Consider the following 21257-nt stretch of genomic DNA (forward strand, 5'->3'; position numbering starts at 1 on the left):
CGATGCGTTACGAGGTGAAGTTAAAGCTGAGCTACCGATATAACGCGCCCTCCGATCACGCGCGGACCGTGCTGCGGGTGCTGCCTTCGGACATCGCGGGGATGCAGACGGTCACGTCGCGCCTGCTCAGCTTCGATCCGCCGCCCGATGAGCGCCACGACTCGCGCGATTTCTTCGGCAATACGATGACCTCGGCGGTCTGGCACGCGCCAATTGCCGAGATCGGCGTCACCCTTAACGCCAAGATTGACCGGGGGCTCGCGGAGCCGGGGCTGGACCTGTCTTCTCCCCGTGAGGAGCTGGCGCAGGAGATCGCCCAGTTCCGCAGCCTCGCGCCCAACGCGCCGCATCATTTTCTCGCGGCCTCGCGCCGTGCGGCGCCGACGAAGGAGATGACGGAGTTCGCTCAGGCGCAGTTGCAGCCAGGCCAGACCGCGCGCGGCGCGATCGAGGCGGTGGGCCGCGCGTTGCATCGTGAGATGCGCTTCGATGCGGGCGCGACCGATGTGAACACGCCCGCAGCCGAGGCCTTCGCGAACCGCCACGGCGTCTGTCAGGATTTCAGCCATATCATGATCTCCTGCCTGCGCGGGGTGGGGATCCCTGCGGGCTATGTCTCGGGCTTCCTGCGCACCTATCCGCCGCCCGGCCAGCCCCGTCTGGAAGGCGCGGACGCAATGCATGCCTGGGTGCGCGCCTGGGCGGGCGCCGAGACCGGCTGGGTCGAGTTCGACCCGACCAATAATCAATATGCGGGCGAGGATTACATCACCGTCGGCTACGGGCGCGACTATGACGACGTGCCGCCTTTGCGCGGGGCGATGCGCGGCGCGGGCGGTCAGCAAAGCGCGCAGGCGGTGGATGTGATCCCGCTCGATTGAGGCTGCGTAACCCCGGTGCGCGATTGTGCGGCGCGCCGAAGGATTCGCACGAAAGCTTCACTGGCTCGTGACCCGCGACGTCGCGGCATTCATTGACCACGTGATCAAAGCACGATTTACTCCTCACCAGTTTGTGTTTGAACCGTCCCACGATGTCGCGGCTGTGCGACCGGAGGGGGCGGCAGCACTCACGAAAAGACCAACCAACAGGAAGGACAGACCATGACCATTCGCTCGATGCTTTTGGCGGGGGCTGCCGCGGTGATGATGACCGCAGGCGGAGCCGGCGCCAAGACGCTCGTATATTGCTCGGAAGCGTCGCCGGAAGGCTTTGATCCCGCGCCCTACACCTCGGGCACGACGTTCGACGCCTCGTCGCACCCGGTCTACGACCAACTCGTGGAATTCAAGCCGGGCACGACCGAGATCGAACCGGGCCTCGCAGAAAGCTGGGACGTCTCCGACGACGGCCTGACCTACACGTTCAACCTGCGCAAGGGCGTGAAATTCCACTCGGTCGAGGGCTTCACCCCCAGCCGCGATTTCAACGCCGATGACGTGATTTTCTCGTTCGACCGTCAGGGCAACAAGGACAACCCCTATTACGCTTACGCGCCGGGCGTTTCCTATGAATACTATGCCGGCATGGACATGCCGACGATCATCAAATCAATCGAGAAAGTCGACGATTACACGGTGAAGTTCACCCTGTCCGAGCCGAACGCGCCGTTCCTTGCCGACCTCGCGATGGACTTCGCGTCGATCATGTCGAAGGAATATGCCGACAAGCTCGCCGGCGAAGACCGCAAGGCCGACATCAACAACGTGCCGGTCGGCACTGGTCCGTTCTCCTTCGTGGCCTACCAGAAGGACGCCGTGATCCGCTACAAAGCGAACCCGGACTACTTCAAGGGCAAGACCCCGGTCGACGATCTGATCTTCGCGATCACCCCCGATCCGGCGGTGCGCATGCAGAAGCTGCAGGCGGGCGAATGCCAGATCATGCCGTACCCGTCGCCGGCCGACATTCAGGCGCTCAAGGACGACTCGAACATCAAGGTCGACGAGCAGCCCGGTCTGAACGTGGCTTACCTCGCCTACAACACCACGCAGGCGCCGTTCGACAAGCCGGAAGTCCGCAAGGCGCTGAACATGGCGATCAACAAGGACGCGATCATCGACGCGGTCTTCCAGGGCGCTGGCCAGGTTGCCAAGAACCCGATCCCGCCGACCATGTGGTCCTATAACAAGGACATCAAGGACGACGCCTACGATCCTGAGCAGGCTAAGAAAATGCTCGACGAGGCTGGCGTCAAAGATCTCGAGATGAACATCTGGGCGATGCCCGTGCAGCGGCCCTACATGCCGAACGCACGCCGCACCGCGGAACTGATGCAATCGGATCTCGCCAAGGTCGGCGTCACCGCGAACATCGTCTCCTACGAATGGGGCGAGTATCTGAAGAAGTCGAAAGATCCGACCCGTGACGGTGCGGTGATCCTCGGCTGGACCGGCGACAATGGCGACCCGGACAACTTCCTCGCGGTTCTGCTGGGCTGCTCGGCGGCTGAAAGCGGTGCGAACCGTGCCTTCTGGTGCGATCAAAAATTCGACGATCTGATCACCAAGGCGCGTCAATCGAGCGATCAGGCCGAGCGCACGAAGCTCTATGAGCAGGCTCAGGAAGTCTTCAAAGAGCAGGCGCCGTGGGACACCATCGCCCACTCGACCGTGTTCATGCCGATGTCGACCAAGGTCAGCGGCTACGTGATGAGCCCGCTGGGCGGTCACGACTTCTACGGGGTGGACATCTCGGAGTGATCCTGAGAATACCCGCGTGATTGGGGCGTCCGGGAGACCGGGCGCCTCGCAATACTTTTAGGGGCCAAACATCGGAGACCGATGACCGCTGGCGCAACTGGGTGCGGCGGGCAGGGGCTCCCCACAGGTTCCGAAGAGAACCGCAAACAGGACCGGTGACATGTTACGTTTCATAATCGGCAAGATCCTCTGGCTGATCCCCACACTGATCGGCATCACGATCGTGGCCTTCGGGTTCGTTCGGGTGCTGCCCGGGGACCCGGTGCTGCTGATGGCAGGCGAGCGCGGGCTTAGCCCCGAACGCCATGCCGAGCTGGCGCATCAGCTCGGCTTCGACCGCCCGCTCTGGCAGCAATATCTCGATTTCATCTGGCAACTCGCCCATGGCAATCTCGGCGACAGCCTCGTTACCCACAAGCCGGTGCTGGGCGAGTTCTTCGCGCTGTTCCCGGCCACGCTGGAGCTGGGCGTCTGCGCGATGTTCCTCGCCGTCGTGATCGGCGTTCCGATCGGCGTGCTGGCCGCGATCAAGCGCGGCTCGTGGTTCGATCAGGCGACGATGGGCACCGCGCTCGTGGGCTATTCGATGCCGATCTTCTGGTGGGGCCTGCTGCTGATCATCCTGTTCTCGGGGATCCTGCAATGGACGCCGGTCTCGGGGCGCATCTCGCTGATGTATTACTTCCCCAACGGCACGGGCTTCATGATCTGGGACGCGCTGATGTCGGGGCAGTCCGGCGCGCTGACCTCGGCGCTGAGCCACCTGATCCTGCCTGCGGTCGTGCTCGCCACGATACCGCTCGCGGTGATCGCGCGCCAGACCCGCTCGGCGATGCTCGAAGTGCTGGGCGAGGATTACGTGCGCACCGCGCGCGCCAAGGGGATGCCGCCGCGCCGCGTCGTGGGCGTCCATGCGTTGCGCAATGCGATGATCCCGGTGATCACCACGATCGGCCTGCAGGTCGGCATGCTGATGGCGGGCGCGATCCTGACCGAGACGATCTTCTCCTGGCCGGGCATCGGCAAATGGATGGTCGATTCGATCTCGCGGCGCGACTACCCCTCCGTGCAGGGCGGTCTGTTGATGATCGCGCTGATCGTGATGTTCGTGAACCTGATCGTGGACCTGCTCTACGGTCTGATTAACCCGCGTATCCGGCATAGGTGAGTGACATGTCCGAAGTGACCGAAACCGATATCCCGGCCGGCACGCGCCGCGCGCAATTCGCCGAGTTCTGGTTCTATTTCAAAGAAAACCGTGGGGCCGTGATCGGTCTGGTGGTGTTCGCGTTGATCGCGCTGGCCGCGATCGCGGCACCGCTGATCTCGCCCTTCGATCCCGACACGCAGTTCCGCGACGCGCTTCTGGCGACGCCGCTGACGCATGATGCCAACGGCACCTTCCTGATGGGCACCGATGCGGTCGGGCGCGATATCCTCTCGCGTCTGCTGTTCGGCGCGCGCTTCTCGCTGTTCATCGGCGTGATGGTCGTGCTGCTCGCGCTCTCCGTGGGCGTGATCCTTGGCCTGCTCGCCGGTTGGTTCGGCGGCTGGGTCGATACAGTCATCATGCGGGTGATGGATATCATCCTCGCCTTCCCGTCGCTGCTCTTGGCACTCGTCTTCGTGGCGGTGCTCGGCCCGGGGCTGATCAACGCGATGATCGCCATCGCCATCGTCTATCAGCCGCATTTCGCGCGTCTGACCCGCGCGGCCGTGCTGTCCGAGAAGAACCGCGATTACGTCATGGCAGCCCAAGTGGCGGGCGCGGGCCACATGCGCCTCATGTTCCGCACGGTGCTGCCGAACTGCCTCGCGCCGCTGATCGTGCAGGGCACGCTGAGCTTCTCGAACGCGATCCTCGACGTGGCGGCCCTTGGCTTCCTCGGCATGGGTGCGCAGCCGCCGACCCCGGAATGGGGCACGATGCTGTCGGAAGCGCGCGAGTTCATCCTGCGCGCGTGGTGGGTCGTAACCTTCCCGGGTCTCGCGATCCTCGTGACCGTGCTGGCGATCAACCTGATGGGCGACGGCCTTCGCGACGCGCTCGATCCGAAACTGAAGCGGAGCTAAGCCAATGTCCTTGCTGAAAATCCGCAATCTCACCGTCGAATTCGACACCGCTCAGGGTGCGTTCCGCGCCGTGGACGGGATCGATGTCGAAGTCTCGGGCCGCGAAGTGCTCGCCATCGTGGGCGAATCCGGCTCGGGCAAATCGGTCTCGATGCTCGCGGTGATGGGGCTTTTGCCGCCCACCGCGACGATCACCGCCGACGAGATCACCTATGACGGGCGCGACATGCTGAAAATGTCGGGCCGCGAACGTCGCCAGATCATCGGGAAAGAAATCTCGATGATCTTCCAGGAGCCGATCTCCTCACTCAACCCCTCCTTCACCTGCGGTTATCAGGTCGAGGAAGTGCTGACGCGTCACCTTGGCCTGAAGGGCAAGCATGCCCGCAAACGCGCGCTGGAGCTGTTCGAACAAGTCGGCATCCCCGATCCCGAGCGGCGGCTCAACAGCTACCCGCACCAGCTTTCCGGCGGGCAGTGCCAGCGCGTGATGATCGCGATGGCCATCGCCTGCAAGCCGCGCCTGCTGATCGCCGACGAGCCGACCACCGCGCTCGACGTGACGATCCAGAAGCAGATCCTCGATCTGCTGATGAGCCTGCAGGAGGAATACGGCATGGGGCTGATCATGATCACCCATGACATGGGCGTCGTAGCCGAGACCGCCGACCGCGTCTCGGTCCAGTTCAAAGGCCGCAAACTAGAGGAGGCCGACGTGCTCTCACTCTTCGAGAACCCGCAGCATCCCTACACGCGCGCGCTTCTGGCCGCGCTGCCGGAAAACGCGACCGGGGACCGTCTGCTGACCGTCGCCGATGGCTGGGAGGGCGTGCAATGAGTGTGATCCTCGAAGGGCGCGACATTACGCGCGACTACATCGTCTCGGGCGGGTTCCTGCGCGGGGCGAAGACGATCCGGGCGCTGCACGGCATCTCCTTCTCGCTCGAGCAGGGCAAGACGCTGGCCATCGTCGGCGAATCCGGCTGCGGCAAGTCCACGCTGGCGCGAATCCTGACGTTGATCGACCCGGCCAATTCGGGCGATCTGTATATTCAGGGCGAGAAGATCGACATCAAGGAAACCAAGGTGACGTCCGCGTTGCGCGCCAAGGTTCAGATCGTCTTCCAGAACCCCTATTCGTCGCTCAACCCGCGCCAGAAGGTAGGCGAGGTCCTGACCGAGCCGCTGATCATCAACACCGACATCCCCGCCAAGGAGCGCCGCAAGCGCGCCGAGGAGATGCTGGAGAAGGTCGGCCTCGAGCGGCAGCACTACAACCGCTACCCGCATATGTTCTCGGGCGGTCAGCGCCAGCGGATCGCGATTGCGCGCGCGCTGATGCTGAACCCGCAGATCCTCGTGCTGGACGAGCCCGTCTCGGCGCTCGATCTGTCGGTGCAGGCGCAGGTGCTGAACCTGCTCAAGGATCTGCAGGACGAGTTCGACCTGTCCTATATCTTCGTGAGCCATGACCTGTCGGTCGTGCGCTATTTCGCGGATGATGTGATGGTGATGAATGCGGGCGAGGTGGTGGAATACGCCTCGCGCGATCAGATCTTCGCCAACCCGCAGCACGAATACACCAAGACCCTGCTGGCCGCGACGCCGATCGCCGATGTCGAGAAGATCCGCGAGCGGGTCGAGCGCCGCAAGGCGTTCTTGGCCGCGGAGAGCTGAGGGCAGGGCGGTGCCTTAGGGCCGCTGGGAGTTAGGAAATGGGCCCGAGGCGATGCGCCTCGGGCACATTTTTTTTGGGGGGCAACGTTCGCAGCCCACATCTTGGCGCGGGGCGACTAGCCCCGGGCCGCGCCCGACCCTCCCCCCGGGAGGGCGCATTGGCGATGTCATCGCAGAAACAGCCGACATGCGGGCTTGAAAGATAAAGCGCCCAGCCACAAGCGGATCAAGGCGCCCGCCCGAGGCTCGGGCGCGGCCCTTTCCGCGAAACACAGTCGCCCCTTGCGCCGCGACGCGCGGCGCGTTCGCCACTGGAAGCCTTCCGAGACGCGGCTCACCCCAAGGCTCGGGCGCGTCCCTTATCTCCCCGACCACTCCGGCGCGCGTTTCTCCAGGAAGGCGCGGGCACCTTCGGCGGCGTCCTCGCTCGCCATCACGGCTTTCAAGGTCCGCGCATTCTCCTCCCAAAGCGGGTCGACCGCGCGGCGCTCGATCTCGCGCGACAGGCGCAGGGTCTCGCGCAGGGCCAAGGGCGCGTTCTTCGCGACCTCCTCGGCCAGCGCCAGCGCCGCGTCAAACGCTTGCCCGGCCTCGGCGCGCCGGGCGATCAGGCCCAGATCCCACGCTTCCGCCGTGTCGAACAGCCGCCCCGTCAGGAGCAATTCGCGCGCCCGGGCCGGGGGGATGAGGCTCGCCAACCGCAGCGCGCCGCCCGCGCCCGCCACCAGACCGCGCAGCACCTCTGGCAGGCCGAAGCGGCAGCCCTCTTCGGCGACGATCATGTCGCAGCCCAAGGCCAGTTCGAACCCGCCTGCGAGCGCGGCGCCATGGCAGGCGGCGATGATCGGCTTGCTGCGATGGGACTCGGTCAGGCCGCCGAAACCGCCTTCAGCGAATAGTAACTCCTCGACCTTACCTTCGGTGAAAGCGGCGAGGTCCATCCCTGCGCAGAACACTGCGCCTTCGCCGCGCAGGATGCCGATCTGCAGCGCGTCATCCGCTTCCAGACGGGCCACCGCCTCGGCCAGGGCGTGGCCGGCCTCGGCATTGATCGCGTTGCGCCGCTCGGGGCGGTTGAGGGTGATGATCGCGATATTGCCGCGGGTCTCGAACAGGACGGGGCTCATAGGGCGGGCTCCATGGGTAGGCGGGCGCGTAGCGCGTTGCGGATGATTTTGCCGGTGGTGGTCACGGGCATGTCGTCGATCACGTAGATCGCGCGGGGATATTCGTATTTCGCAAGCCGCGCGCGGACATGGGCGGCAAGGTTTTCGCGCAGCGCCTCGGTATCGGTATGGCCGGGGCAGAGCGTGACGAAGGCCGCGACGATCTCACCGCGCAGCGGATCGGGCTGGCCCACGACGCCCGCCATCTGCACCGCCGGATGCGAGATCAGGCAATCCTCGATCTCGGCGGGGCCGACACGGTAGCCGCCGGTCGAGATGATATCGTCGTCGCGCCCCTTGAAGCGCAGCCGCCCGCCGTCGCCGCTGACGCCCCGGTCGCCGGTCAGCAACCAGCGCCCGTCGAGGCCGGTGACGAATTTCGCCTCTGTCGCGTCGGGTTGATTGAAATAGCCAAGAAACATTGCCGGATCGGGCGCGCGCACCGCGATCGCGCCTTCTTCGCCATCGGGCAGGATCTGACCCGTCTGGCTGTCGACGATCGCGACCTCGTGGCCCGGCACCGGCCAGCCCATCGCGCCGGGCTCGGGCGCATCGAGGCTCGCGGCGGACGACACCACCATGTTGCATTCGGTCTGGCCGTAGAATTCGTTGATCGTGACGCCAAGCGCCTTGCGCCCCCAGTCGAGGAGCTGCGCGCCGAGCGGTTCACCCCCCGAGGCGACCGAGCGCATATCGAGGCTCCACGTCAGGCTCTCGGGATCGGCCTTCATCATCTTCAGCGCGGTGGGCGGCAGGAAGGCGTTGCGCACGCGCAGCCGCCGGATCAGATCGGCGGCCGCCTGGGCCGAGAACTTGCGGAAACGGCAGGCCACGACCGGCACGCCGTGATGCAGCGCCGGAAGCAGCACATCCAAGAGCCCGCCGATCCATGCCCAATCGGCGGGTGTCCAGATGCGGTCGCCCTCCTGCGGCAGGAAATCATGGCTCATCTCGACGCCGGGCAGGTGGCCCAGCAGCACGCGATGGGCATGGAGCGCACCTTTCGGATTGCCCGTGGTGCCCGAGGTGTAGATCAGCACGCCGGGGGTCTCGGCGCTGGTATCGACGGGGGTGAATTCGGGCGAGGCCTCGGCGAGGGCTGCGTTGAAATCGGCCACGCCATCCGCCCCGGTCCCGCCGTCATCGGTGACGAAGACGGTCTGCAGATCGGGCAATTCGGCGCGGATCGCCGCGATCACCTCGTAGCTCGCCGGGTCGGTCACCAGCACCCGCGCGCCGCTGTCGCGCAGCCGGTGCAGCAGAGCCTCGGGGCCGAACAAGGTAAACAGCGGCAGCGAGACGCAGCCCGCCTTGAAGGCCGCGATATGGGCGATGGCGGTCTCGCGGCGTTGCGGCAGCAAGATCGCCACCCGGTCGCCGGTCTCACGCCCATCGCCGCCCACGCCCATCCCCGCCAGCACATTGGCGAAGCGGTTGGACGCCTCGCGCAACGCGCCGAAACTGGTCTCGCGCACCGCGCCGTAGCCGTCCTCTTCGACCTCGATCAGCGCGATGCGGTCAGGCTCGCGCGCGGCCCATTTGTCGCAGGTGTCGACGCCGATATTGTAGCGTTCGGGTATGTCCCATCGAAACGCAGCCCGCGTGGCCGCGTAATCCTTGCCGCGTGACAGCACCGGCTTTCCTCCCATTATGCAAGCGGCGCGGGGGCCGCTCTCCTCCGCGCGCTACCAAAGCGTGGACGGGGCGGAATGTCCATCTCTGCTCACGGGCTCGTGAGGGTCGCCTCGGGCGCAAGCCGCCCTGCCGCCAGCGCGCTCAACCCCACCATCACCGTCGCGGTGATCATCACGGCGGGCAGCCCGCCCATCTGGTAGCTCAGCCCCGACAGCAGCGTGCCGATCAGCCGCCCGCCCGCATTGGCCATGTAGTAGAAGCCCACATCCATCGTCACCCGCTCGGCCTGCGTGAAGGCGAGGATGAGATAGGAGTGGAGCGAGGAATTCACCGCGAAGATCGCACCGAAGGCCAGCAGGCCCACGACCAGCACGGTGCTGAGCCACAGCGACGGCGTCGGGTCGATCAGCACGGCGGCGCTGAGAAGGGCAGGCACCGCGAGCAGCGCCAGCGCCCAGTGCCGCGCGGCGCCGATCAACTCACCCTCGGGGCGGGATCTGGCCTTCAGGATGCGCGGGGCGGCGGCCTGCACCGCGCCGTAAAGGATGATCCAGAGCGCCATGAAGGTGCCCACGAGGAAGAAGGCCGCGCGGTCGCCTGCATGGGTGCCGTCCGACAGGACCGCGTAGAAATAGATCGGGATACCGACGACGAACCAGACGTCGCGCGCGCCGAACAGGAAGACCCGCGCCGCCGACAGCCAGTTCACATTGGCCGACTTCGAGAAGACTTCGGAGAATTTCGCGCCCTTGCGCCCGCGCGGCAGGCTCGGCGGCATCGCCACGACGATCGCGGCGAGGATCAGCGCCAGCACCACCGCCATCGCGACCACCGCGTAATCGAAGCCGAGCGCGGCCAGCAGCACCGCGCCGAGCAGGAAGCCCACGCCCTTCACTGCATTTTTCGACCCGGTCAGCACCGCGACCCATTTGAAGAGCCCGCCATTGCCGGTGGGCGCCAGCAGCTTCACCGCCGATTTCGAGGACATTTTGGCAAGGTCTTTGGCGACCCCGCTGAGGCCCTGCACCACCATCACATAGGTCACTGACGCACCAATCGCCCAGGACGGGTTCAGTTGCGCCAGCGCGATCAGCGCCACGACCTGCAGCGACAGCCCCGCATAAAGCGTCGAGACCAGCCCGAACCGCGCCGCGATCCAGCCCGCCGAGAGGTTTGTCACCATCCCCGCGACCTCATACAGGATGAACAGGTAAGCCAGCTGCACCGGGGAAAACCCGAGCGTGTGGAAATGCAGCAGCACCAGCATCCGCAGCGCGCCGTCGGTGAGCATGAAGGCCCAATAGGCCGCCGTCACCGCGATATAGGCGGAGAAGCCTTCGGGGCTGCTGGCGGGGTTGTCGGTCACAGGGACGCCCCCACCATCAGCGCGACATCGGCCAGCCGATAGGCATAGCCCATCTCGTTGTCATACCACGCATAGACCTTCACCTGCGTGCCGTTCACCACCATCGTCGAGGGCGCATCGATGATCGAAGAGCGGATATCGTTGGTGTAATCCGAGGACACGAGCGGGCGCGTCTCGTAGCCGAGGATACCGGTCAGATCGCCCTCCGCGGCGGCCTTGAACAGCGCGTTGACCTCTTCGGCGGTCGTTTCGCGTTCGACCTCGAAGACGCAATCGGTCAGCGAGGCATTGAGCAGCGGCACCCGCACGGCATGGCCGTTCAGGCGCCCCTTCAGCTCGGGATAGATCAGCGTGATCGCGGTGGCCGAGCCGGTCGTGGTCGGGATCAGCGAATTGAGCGCCGAGCGGGCGCGGCGCAGGTCTTTCGCGGGGCGGTCCACGATGGTCTGGGTGTTGGTCACGTCATGGATCGTGGTGATCGCGCCGTGCTTGATCCGCAGGTTTTCGTGGATCACCTTCACCACCGGGGCGAGGCAATTGGTGGTGCAACTGGTCGCCGTCACGATGCTATGCGCAGCCGGATCGTAGGCGTCATTGTTCACACCATAGACGATATTCGCGGTCGGGCCATCCTTCACCGGGGCCGAGACGACCACCTTCTTCACGCCAGCTGCGAAATAGGGAGCGAGTGCTACTTCGGATTTGAAGACGCCGGTGCAGTCGATCACCACATCGACCCCGTCGAGCGGCAGGTCTTCGATATTGCGCGTGCCGATGAAGGGCAGGCGGGTGCCGTCGATGGTGACGCTGCTCTCGTCGCTCGCGAACTCCGCGTCCCAGCGGCCATGAACGGAGTCGAATTCCAGCAGATGCGCCTGCATCGTCGCATCGCCCACCGCGTCGTTGATCCATGCGATCTTCGCGCCGCGTTCCAGAAGCGGCTTCAGGGCGAGTTTCCCGATGCGGCCGAGGCCATTGAGGGCGTAGGTGGTCATGGTCGTTCCTTCAGTTGCGGCCGATGTCATCGACGGCGGATTGCAGCGCGATGCGGTCGAGCGTTGTCAGAGGCAGGGCGGTGAAGGCCTCGATCCGGCGGTGAAGCGCGCCATAGGCCTGCTGGAAGGCGAGCGCCTTTTCGGCCTCGGTGCCGGTCGCCTTTACCGGGTCCGCCATCCCCCAATGGCCGCTGATCGGCTGGCCGGGCCAGGGCGGGCATTCCTCGTTCGCGGCGAGATCGCAGACGGTGAAGACGAAATCGAGCGGGGGCGCGTCCTCGCCCTGAAACTCCGCGATGGTCTTGGCCCGCAGGGGGGTGACATCATGGCCCTTGTCACGCAGCACCTGCACCGCGAAAGGGTTCAGCTCGGAATAGGGCTTGGTTCCGGCGGAATAGGCGTTGAACCGGTCACCGGCCCGCGCCCGCAGGATCGTCTCGGCGAGGATAGAGCGCGCCGAATTGCCAGTGCAGATGAAGAGCACGTTGAATTTCCGACCCGCCGCAGATCGCGTCATCGCGCTGTCTCCGTTTGGGTCGGTGTGCGTAATAGGGGAGCAGATATCGGGGCGGCCCTGACAGCAGTCGATCAGCAGCGCGTCGAAGAGGCTGCGCACGCTCTCCATCTCGATCCCGTAGCGCAGCGAGGTGCCCGCCCGCGTCTGACCGATCAGCCCGACCTCGCTGAGTGCGGCCAGATAGGCCGAGAGCGTCGAGGGCTTCAGCTCCAGCGCCGCGCCGATCTCGCCGGCGGGCAGCCGGTCGGGATACCGGCGCATCAAGAGCCGGAAGATCGCGAGGCGTTGCGCATGGCCCAGCACGGTGAGCCGCTGAGGTGTCATCTGATCCATATTTCGAGGTTTTACGAAATAAGAGAGTCGGATCAAGTGAAGCTTTGATGACAGGGCGCTTTACATGCGTGAGTTGTAAACAATCCTACCAAAACCCCCGTGATATCAACGCACCCGGAAACACTCACAAATTCGTGAAGAGTCAACAAAATAGGGCCGAAACGAGACTGCCCTAACGTCATGCAAATGCAGAATCGTCAGCAAAGCAAAGAGAATAAACGAGAATTCGCGTCGCACGCGAAAGGACAAACGGCACTGAGAACGGCAATTATGGTCGGTCTGCCATAATTCCTGCCGCATTTCGGACATGACTGGGCAAGAGAACTTTAAGCACGAACCGACCCAGCCGGTGCGTCGCCAAGAAGGGGGCGCGCGCCGTCCCTGTAACATTGGTGGTCGCGGTCGGCATGGGCGTGCCGGACCGTGTGTCACCCAAAAATCCGCATCGCCCCTGCGGAAAAGGAGAGCTCCCTCGTGTATGAAGCGAATTCCATCTTTGATTGGCATCGCCGTGGTTTCGAGGCGCTCAATTCTTACTGGGAGACGCTCGACCAGCTCGAACAGGCCGTAAAGGACGTCTCGGACGCCGATCTTGGTTTTGTCGAAGATCAGCTCGACACCGTTCTCGAGATGATCGATGCGTTCGAGCCGACCGTCAGCGTCATCGGTCAGGTCAAAGCGGGAAAAAGCACCCTTCTCAACGCGTTGATCGGCAAGCCGGGGATGCTGCCCTCGGATGTGAACCCGTGGACCTCGGTCATCACGGCGCTGCATCTGAACGCGCGCCACCGCCCGATGGACACGCGCGCGCTGTTTCGCTTCTTCGACCGCCACGAATGGGATCGGCTTGTGGCGACGGGCGGGCGTCTGGGCGAGATGGCCAACCGCGCGGGCTTCGAGACCGAGGCCGAAAGCGTGCGCAAACAGGTCACCGCGATGCGCGATGCGACCGAGGCGCGGCTTGGCGAGCAATTCGAAGACCTTCTGGGCACCAGTCGCGCGTTCCCGACGCTCGATAAGGCGGTGCTGGATCAATATATCTGCTACGGCGATCCCGACGATCTGGCCGAAGGGGCCAGTGAGGGCACCTATGCCGATCTGACGAAATCCGCCGATCTCTATCTCGATCTGCCGCATCTGCCGCGGGGGCTGTGCCTGCGCGACACGCCGGGTGTGAACGACACGTTCATGATGCGCGAGCAGATCACGCTGAACGCCATCGGCGACAGCCGCGCCTGTATCGTCGTGCTCTCGGCCCATCAGGCGCTAACCACGATGGATCTCGCGCTTTTGCGCATCATCTGCGCGATCGACGCGCGCGAAGTGGTGATCTTCGTCAACCGTATCGACGAGCTGGAAGATCCGCGCGGGGCGCAGACCGCGATCCGCAACTCGATCCGCAAGACGTTGGGGCGCATGGGGCTGGGCGAGGAGATCGAGATCCTCTTCGGCTCGGGCTACTGGGCCAATTGCGCGATGGGCGATGTGAACGAGATGGCGCCCGCCAGCCGCGCCGCGCTGGAGAAGATGACCGGCACCACGCCTACCAGCGAGACCGAACTGCGCCAGCGCGCGATGGAAGCCTCCGGGATCGGCGCACTGATGCAGGCCGTGGTCTCGCGCATCGTCGAGGGGCCGGGGCAGGCCGTGCTGGGCGATGTGCAGGATGAGCTGGAGCGCATCATCGAACGCGCCGAGACCGTCGATAGCGTCGCCCGCGTGGCCGATCCGTCCACCATCCTCAGCGAGTCGAAATTGATGCTCCGCCTCGCCGAGATCGAGGAAGAGGCGGTGTCGGCCTTCAATAACGAGGCGGCGGGGCTGCGCGCGGAGCTGCGCGAGCGGCTCGACCGGGCGCAGGAGCAATTCGTGGCGTCTGCGCTGGAGGCGCTGCAATCGCATATCGACACTTATGGCGAGATCGGCGCGTGGACCCATGATCCGACCGCGCTGCGCATGGCGATGAAGACGGCTTTCGCGTCGAATTGCGCGCGGCTGCGGCGCAAAGGTGAATCGGCGCTCGATATGGTCAGCGACGGGATCGACACTTTCCTCGCCGCCGAGTTCGGCGTGATCCGCGAGGCCGATGTCAGCCGCTTTCCCGAACAGCCGCAACATCGCGCGCCGACCGTGCTGGCGCGGATGATCACGCTGGATATGCAGGGCGCATGGTGGCGGCGCTATTGGCGCTTCAATCGCAAGGGGGCGGCGCAGGCGCGCTACCGCGAGGTGATCATCGCGGAAACCACGCCGCTGATCGAAGATCTGATGACCGAGTATTTCGACCCCGCCATCGCGCGCAGCCGCGAGATCGTGGAGCGCTTCGCCTTCGATCAGGGTCAGTTCTGCAAAGCGGTGCGCGAGCGCTGCCTGTCGGGCGCGTCCGGTCACGATAAGGAAAGGCTCTCGGCATGAACTCGCTGCGCAAACGTGAACGCCCCGACTTGCCGGATCTGTCGAAAGCGCAAGCCCCGCAGGCCGCATTGAAAACGCGCAAGCTGCGAGTGCTCGTGGCGGGCGAGTTTTCGGCCGGGAAGACCAGTCTCATCAACGGGTTGCTGGGCGAGAAAGTGCTGCCCTCGCATGTCACCGCGACCGCGCTGCCGCCGATATGGCTGGTGCGCGGCGGGGACCGGGCGCAGCTTTGGATCGACAAGGAAGAGGTCGCGCGCCCGCTCTCTGATCTGGCGCAGCTCAATCTGGAAAAGGCGCGCTATTGCGTGATCGCTCATAACGCGCCGATCCTCGATCGGATCGACATCATCGACACGCCCGGTTCGTCTGACCCGAACATGCCGATGGAAAGCTGGCAGCGGATGCTGCGCTATGCCGATCTGGTGATCTGGTGCACCAATGCGACGCAGGCATGGCGGCAGAGCGAGAAGGCGGTCTGGGACGAGATGCCCGAGGCGCTGCTGGAACAGCCGATGCTGGTGGTGACCCATGGCGACCGTCTGCCTGATGAACGCACCCGCGCGCGGCTGATGCGCCGCGTCGAGCGCGAGGCGGGGGAGGTTTTCCCGACGATCCGTCTGGCCGCGCTGACCGAGCCTTCGGACGTGGCGCAGATCGCGCGCGAGATCGAGCGGCTTGTCGGGCAGATCGACAAGCCATCGGGGGCCGCGAACGAGACGGTCGCGAAATTCGTGGGCGAGCGCGACGTGATCGCCTTCCCGAAACCGCGCACGCCGGTCAAGCCGCGCCGTTTGCGCTCGGCGCGTCTGGTGAAGGCGGAAAGCGCGGAGCTGCCCGAGGTGACGGATGCAGAGCCGTTGATCCTCGACTCGCCGCTGCCCGACTATCCGCCCGCCGAGACCGCCCCGATGCCGGGCCCGGCCCGCGCGCTCTGGGAGGAGCTCACGGCGGGCCACGCCTTCACGGATGCCGCGGATGTCCTCGCCCATGTCGAACATCTGCTTGATCGGCTGGATGCCGAACCCCCGATCGAATCCGAGCCAGCCTACGCGAGCAAGAGGACCAAGCCATGAAGATTGCCCCGCAACTGCGTAAGGAACTCGACTTTCTCAACGGCGCGCTCGATCGGATCGAAGCCTCCGTCGAGCGCAGCGCTCGTCCGCGCATCCGCGATCTGCGCTTGCGGCTGCATGACTGGGCCGCGCGCGTGGCGGTGATCGGGCAGGTGAAGGCGGGCAAATCGACCTTCCTCAACGCCTTCCTGCACCAGCATGACTTCCTGCCCTCGGACGTGAATCCGTGGACATCGGTCGTGACGAATATGCGTATCAACCTGCCCGAAGACCCGGTGACGGGCGCGCGGTTCGAGTTCTTCTCGGAGGCCGATTGGGACGAGATCATCAATGGCGGCACCCGCATCCGCAAGCTGACCGAAGAGTTGCTGCCGGGGTTCGACACTGACATCCTGCGCGAGCAGTCCGAGCAGATGCGTCGCCGCGCCCAGCGACGTCTCGGCAAGCATTACCAGATGCTGCTGGGTCAGCATCATGACTATGACTTCCTCGCCCCCGATCTGCTGCAACGCTATGTCTGCGCGGGGCCCGGGGCGGATGACGGGTTGGAGCGCGAGGCGCTTGGCCGCTATGCGGCGCTGACGAAAAGCGCCAACATCTACATGCGCTTGCCCGAGTTTCAGGTGCCCACGATCATCACCGACACGCCCGGCGTGAACGACCCGTTCCTCGTGCGCGACGAGTTCACCTGTCGCTCGCTCGACCGCTCGGACGTGTTCATCATGGTGCTCTCGGCGCATCAGCCGCTGACCGATGTCGACCTCGCCCTGATCCGCATTCTCGCCAAGCAGGACGACAAGGATGTGCTGATCTTCCTCAACCGGATCGACGAGCTGGACGATTACGCGGTCGAAGTGCCGCGCGTGATTGCCGATGTGTCGCGCCGTCTGCGCGCGGCGATCCCCGATATCGATTTCAAGATCGTGGCGGGCAGCGCCTATCTCGCCGACCTGACGCAGCGCTCCGACGAGGAAGCCGCCTGGGCGCGCGCCGAGATGGATTCGATGGAGCTGGCGCAATACCTCTATTCGCGCTTCGGCCGCGTGCCCGAGGATCCGATCGACCGGCTGCTGCTGGCCTCGGGCGTCGAAGAGGTCAAGCATGTGCTCTCTGCCGTGATCGACGGCGGGGTGGGGCGTCAGCAGCTCGCTCAGCTGCGCGGCGATCTGCGCGCGGAGCTGTCGGGGATGCAATTCGTCGCCCGCCGCGAACGCGACACGCTGCAGATGCAGATCGAGAGCATCCGCTCGGACGTGGCGGAGGCTGCGATCGAGGAAATGAGCGGCGAGATCGCGGCGACGGAATCGCTGCGCGGCGCGCTCGAAAACCATGTCGAGAGCGCCGAGCATCAGATCGAAGCGGTGCTCAACCGCGGCTGGTCGGCGCTGGAGACGCGGCTCAACAAGAGCATCGAGGATTTCGTCCTGAGCCAGCGCGACCGGTTCGAGGATGTCCTGCGCACCAACCGGATCCGCGACGGCCGTCCGCCGCGCAGCTTCGAGACCGACACGACCGCGCTGCAGATCGCGCTCGAACGCGAGGTGACGAAAAGCTACGCCCGGTCGCGTGCGGCGATCGACGTGCTGCTCGACAATGCGATCCATGCCTGCCGCACAACGGTCGCGGACCGGTTCGACGATCCCAGCGAAGAGATCGACCTGTCGGATATGCCGCATGACACTTTCACCTCGACACTGACGCTGACCCGGCGCGCGCTGCGCATCAACTTCGCGCTGGAGCGGGGCTGGGCCTTCTGGCGCGGTCCGACCGTGAATATCGAGAAGACCCTCGACGGGTTGCGGATCGTGGCGGCGGAAGAACTGCGTCCGGCGGTGGAGAAGATCCTGCAGGCCTATGGCGAGGCGCTGGTGGAACGCGCCAGCGCAGGCGGGTCGCGGCTGCGGGTGATGGTGCGGATGATGGAGATGATCGTGCGCGAGCGGACCTTGCAGCTCAAACAGGAGCGGGCCGAGTTGGAACGGCTGGCCCGTGATCCGCAGATGCAAAGCCGCCTGGCGTCCCGAATCCAGAGCAAGCTGGAAGTGCTCGAACGGCGTCTGATCAATCTCGGGGCGATCGAGAGCGCCGTCAGCAGCACCATGATGCCGCGGCGCAAACCCGCGACGCGCGCAGCGTAAGGGCGAAAGGGCAATGATTTTCAAGCAAGAGCTCAACCGCGAGGACGCGCCGCCCGATCCGCATCGCGCGCCCCTTCGGGTGGCGATCTGCGGCGAGGTCAATTCCGGCAAGTCCACCGTGCTCAACGCGATTTTGCGCGCGCGGAGCATCGGCGACAATCTGGGCCGGACCGAGCGTCCGACGGTCGTCGCGCGCTACCGGGCGACGCCGGGCGTGGTGATGCGCGACGCGACGGGGCGTGAGATCGACGCGGCGGAGGTCGAAGAAGGCTGGGCCGTGCCCTCCGAGATTTACGTCTATTCCGCGCAGCCGCATCTGCAAGGGTTCGAATTCGTCGAAGTGCCGCTGAGCCGCCCCGAAGACGTGAACGAAGAGCAAATCGGGCTGATCGCGACCTGCGACGTGATGATCTGGGTGACGATCGCCTCGCAGGCCTGGCGGCTGACCGAAAAGACGATGATCGAGCGGCTCGGGCCGGCGCGCCCGTCGGACTGTCTGCTTGCGATTTCGCGCGGCGACAAGCTGCGCAACGACACCGATCGGGCGAAGCTGAAAGCCCGGGTGCAGCGCGAGTCGGCGGCCTATTTCTCGCGGGTCGCTTTCCTGTACGGGTCGCGCGATCTCCTGCGCGAGGCCGAAACCTCGGATGAAGCCTTCCAGCGCAGCGGCGGTGCGGCGCTGATCGCGGCGCTCGGGGCGATGACGGGGCGCGCGGTGGCCGGGCTCGATACGCTCGATCCCGAGACCGAGGCGGATCTGGCGATCGGCACCCATGACGCGCCCTCTCCGCTGCTCTCCGAACATGGGGGCGCGGTGCTGCCGTTCCGCTCGCGCAGCGTGCGTAAACGAAGTTCGGAGCCAGCAAATTCCGGCGCGCCCGTCGCGCCGCCCGGGGCCGAACCCGAGTTTCGGCCTGACCCGCATCCCGTCGACCGCACACCCGAGGTGTCGCCGAGGCGGGTCACGCGTTCGTCCAAGCCGGGCCGCGACGCGGAGCGTGAGCCCGTTCGTGAGCCGGGGCCGAATGTCACCGGGCCCGTCATGCCCGAAACCGAAGCCGAGATGGAAACCAAGCAGGACAGCCCGCTGCTGCTGGCCACCACGCGGCTCAGGCTCGGTATCGAGCTGCCCGAAGGGTTGCAGCTTGCCGGGCGGATCGGCCCCAGAGACCGGATCTTGCGGCCCGTCAAAGGGTCGTCGGACGAGATCGTGGCCTGCGCCAAGGCACTGGAGAACCTGATGGCCGGGTTCGCCGGGAACTACACCACCGTGTTCGGCGGCCAGCTCGACACGATCACGGAAGCCGGCGACGATGTGCGCATCATGTTCGCAAGCGCGCCCGAGACCGGCCTGACCTTCGCGCAATTCACCGTCGACCTGATCGACGAGCCATCGGCGCATGCGCTGTTCGCACGTTTGGCGGGCACCTTGGTCTGATCGGGGCGGCAGGTCGCCTCCGCGATCTTCCTTCGCCCGCGAAGTGACGCGAAAACAGGCGCTGCCTATCACGAGAACGCAAGGTCATCTGACTATCGGTTTGCGCCGTGGCAGAGTGCGGCTAATCTTTCTTTCACGTCACAGCGCGCCGGGAACTGCGGCCGCTTGGGGTCTATGAAAAAAGTTTATTCCGCAGGGAGACCGAAATGTCCGATTTCAAGCGCCGTCTGGCTGCCCTCATGCTGGGCGCCGCCTCGACCGGGCTTCTGGCCGCAGGGCCTATTCAGGCCGAGACGGTGAAGCTCACGATCCTCGGGGTCGGCGATATTTACAATTTCGACGGCGATGGCGAGCGTGGCGGTTTCGCGCGGCTCAACGCGGTCGCCAAGAAGGAGCGCGCGGACAATCCCAACACGCTCTATGTCTTCGATGGCGACATGCTCTCGCCCTCGCTTCTGTCGGGGATCGACGAAGGCCAGAACACGATCGATCTGACCAATATCGTGCCCTTCGACATCGCGGTGCCTGGCAACCATGAGTTCGATTTTGGGCCGGAGAATTTCGAGAAGAAGATGGAAGGCTCGAAATACCCCTGGGCCGCGATCAACATCACCCAGGCCGACGGCTCGCCCATTCAGGGGCTTGGCGGCGTGATGATGAAGGAGATCGCAGGGCTCAAGGTCGCGCTCGTGCCGGTGGCCCAGGACACCACGCCCGAGGTCGCCAATTCGGGCGATCTGAAATTCCAGCCCACCGTCGACACGGCAATCGCGGCCGCCAAGAAAGCGCGTGAGGACGGCGCGGATCTGGTGATCGGCGTCGTGCAGACCGACCAGTCGAACGACCGTAAGCTGATCGCGAGCCAGGATTTCGACGTGATCATGTCGGGCGACGACCACCTCAACGCGATGTTCTATGACGGGATCACGGCTTACGTGGAGACCTCGATCGACGCGCGCTACCTGCAGCCGCTCGATCTGACCGTCGACATCTCCGAGAAGGACGGCAAGCGCAAGATCAGCTGGACCCCGAATTTCCGCTGGATCGACACCGCGAATGTCACGCCGGACCCGGAATCGATGAAGCTGGTCAATGGCTTCAAGAAGCAGCTCGACGACAATCTCGGCCAGCAGATCGGCACGTCGGAAACCGAGCTGGACTCGCGGCGCAATGTCGTGCGCTCGCAGGAGAGCACGATGGGCGATCTGATCGCCGATGCGCTGCGCGATGCGACGAAGGCCGATGTCACGCTGATCAATGGCGGCGGCATCCGGGGCGATACGACCTATGACGCGGGCCACAAGATCACCCGCAAGGACGTGCTGACCGAGCTGCCCTTCGGCAACAAGACGGTGGTGACCGAGATCCCCGGCTCGCAGATCCTGAGCGCGCTGGAGAACGGCTTCAGCCAAGTCGAGAAGGGGGCAGGCCGCTTCCCGCAAGTCTCGGGCATGAGCGTGGTCTATGATCCGAGCGCGCCTGCGGGCTCGCGCGTGGTCTCGGTCGAGGTGGGCGGTCAGCCTCTCGACACCGACAAGGTCTACAAGGTCGCGACCAACGATTACATGCTGGGCGGCGGCGACGGGTATGGCGCGCTTGGCGGTGGCAAGGTCATCGTGAACGCGGGCAATGGTAACCTGATGGCCAATGACGTGATGACCTATGTCGAGAACAAGGGCACGGTCGCGCCCAAGCTCGACGGGCGGATCAAGAAACAGGGCGAGTGAGT

The 21257-nt window shown here is 65.1% G+C and carries 16 protein-coding genes; 11 read left to right on the plus strand and 5 right to left on the minus strand.

Annotated elements, in window-relative coordinates:
• Window positions 1-2: 2 nt before the first annotated feature.
• From BMI86_RS08190 to BMI86_RS08215, 6 genes are all read left to right on the plus strand, one after another.
• Window positions 3-881 carry a transglutaminase family protein gene (locus BMI86_RS08190; protein WP_078540626.1) on the plus strand — a complete coding sequence of 293 codons (879 nt, stop codon included), beginning with the start codon at window positions 3-5 and terminating at the stop codon, window positions 879-881.
• Window positions 882-1103: 222 nt separating this feature from the next.
• Window positions 1104-2702, plus strand: coding sequence for an ABC transporter substrate-binding protein (locus BMI86_RS08195; RefSeq protein WP_078540627.1), 1599 nt, complete (start codon window positions 1104-1106; stop codon window positions 2700-2702).
• 160 nt (window positions 2703-2862) lie between these two features.
• Window positions 2863-3870 carry an ABC transporter permease subunit gene (locus tag BMI86_RS08200; RefSeq protein ID WP_078520874.1) on the plus strand — a complete coding sequence of 336 codons (1008 nt, stop codon included), beginning with the start codon at window positions 2863-2865 and terminating at the stop codon, window positions 3868-3870.
• A 5-nt stretch (window positions 3871-3875) separates the two neighbouring features.
• On the plus strand, window positions 3876-4775 hold the full coding sequence (locus tag BMI86_RS08205; RefSeq protein ID WP_078520873.1) for an ABC transporter permease subunit: 900 nt from the start codon (window positions 3876-3878) through the stop codon (window positions 4773-4775).
• Between the two features lie 4 nt (window positions 4776-4779).
• Window positions 4780-5613 (plus strand): ABC transporter ATP-binding protein, encoded by an 834-nt coding sequence (locus BMI86_RS08210; RefSeq protein WP_078520872.1) that lies wholly within the window; start codon window positions 4780-4782, stop codon window positions 5611-5613.
• Complete coding sequence (locus BMI86_RS08215; protein WP_078540628.1) at window positions 5610-6452, plus strand: dipeptide ABC transporter ATP-binding protein; 843 nt, start codon at window positions 5610-5612, stop codon at window positions 6450-6452. The genes BMI86_RS08210 and BMI86_RS08215 overlap by 4 nt, the downstream gene beginning before the upstream one ends.
• Window positions 6453-6811: 359 nt before the next feature.
• On the opposite strand, the gene BMI86_RS08220 is transcribed toward BMI86_RS08215, so the two are convergent.
• From BMI86_RS08220 to BMI86_RS08240, 5 genes are all read right to left on the minus strand, one after another.
• A complete protein-coding gene (locus BMI86_RS08220) occupies window positions 6812-7579 on the minus strand; it encodes a crotonase/enoyl-CoA hydratase family protein (RefSeq protein WP_078540629.1) in 768 nt (255 codons plus the stop codon).
• Window positions 7576-9252: an AMP-binding protein gene (locus tag BMI86_RS08225; protein WP_246831669.1), complete on the minus strand. Its 1677-nt coding sequence runs from the start codon at window positions 9250-9252 to the stop codon at window positions 7576-7578. The genes BMI86_RS08220 and BMI86_RS08225 overlap by 4 nt, the downstream gene beginning before the upstream one ends.
• Window positions 9253-9341: 89 nt before the next feature.
• On the minus strand, window positions 9342-10619 hold the full coding sequence (gene arsJ / locus BMI86_RS08230; RefSeq protein WP_078540631.1) for an organoarsenical effux MFS transporter ArsJ: 1278 nt from the start codon (window positions 10617-10619) through the stop codon (window positions 9342-9344).
• Window positions 10616-11614: an ArsJ-associated glyceraldehyde-3-phosphate dehydrogenase gene (locus tag BMI86_RS08235; RefSeq protein ID WP_078540632.1), complete on the minus strand. Its 999-nt coding sequence runs from the start codon at window positions 11612-11614 to the stop codon at window positions 10616-10618. Before BMI86_RS08235 ends, arsJ begins: the two co-directional genes overlap by 4 nt.
• A gap of 10 nt (window positions 11615-11624) precedes the next feature.
• Window positions 11625-12464, minus strand: coding sequence for a helix-turn-helix domain-containing protein (locus BMI86_RS08240; RefSeq protein ID WP_078540633.1), 840 nt, complete (start codon window positions 12462-12464; stop codon window positions 11625-11627).
• Window positions 12465-12938: 474 nt separating this feature from the next.
• Here BMI86_RS08240 and BMI86_RS08245 point away from each other — a divergent pair, with 474 nt between their 5' ends.
• From BMI86_RS08245 to BMI86_RS08265, 5 genes are all read left to right on the plus strand, one after another.
• Window positions 12939-14879 carry a dynamin family protein gene (locus tag BMI86_RS08245; RefSeq protein ID WP_078540634.1) on the plus strand — a complete coding sequence of 647 codons (1941 nt, stop codon included), beginning with the start codon at window positions 12939-12941 and terminating at the stop codon, window positions 14877-14879.
• Window positions 14876-15952 (plus strand): dynamin family protein, encoded by a 1077-nt coding sequence (locus tag BMI86_RS08250; RefSeq protein ID WP_078540635.1) that lies wholly within the window; start codon window positions 14876-14878, stop codon window positions 15950-15952. Before BMI86_RS08245 ends, BMI86_RS08250 begins: the two co-directional genes overlap by 4 nt.
• A complete protein-coding gene (locus BMI86_RS08255; RefSeq protein ID WP_078540636.1) occupies window positions 15949-18090 on the plus strand; it encodes a dynamin family protein in 2142 nt (713 codons plus the stop codon). Before BMI86_RS08250 ends, BMI86_RS08255 begins: the two co-directional genes overlap by 4 nt.
• A gap of 13 nt (window positions 18091-18103) precedes the next feature.
• Window positions 18104-19528: a GTPase gene (locus tag BMI86_RS08260; RefSeq protein WP_078540637.1), complete on the plus strand. Its 1425-nt coding sequence runs from the start codon at window positions 18104-18106 to the stop codon at window positions 19526-19528.
• 206 nt (window positions 19529-19734) lie between these two features.
• A complete protein-coding gene (locus BMI86_RS08265) occupies window positions 19735-21255 on the plus strand; it encodes a bifunctional UDP-sugar hydrolase/5'-nucleotidase (RefSeq protein ID WP_078540638.1) in 1521 nt (506 codons plus the stop codon).
• The last annotated feature ends 2 nt before the right edge of the window (window positions 21256-21257 follow it).

This window comes from Thioclava sp. DLFJ5-1, from assembly GCF_002020115.1.
GTDB lineage: Bacteria > Pseudomonadota > Alphaproteobacteria > Rhodobacterales > Rhodobacteraceae > Thioclava > Thioclava sediminum.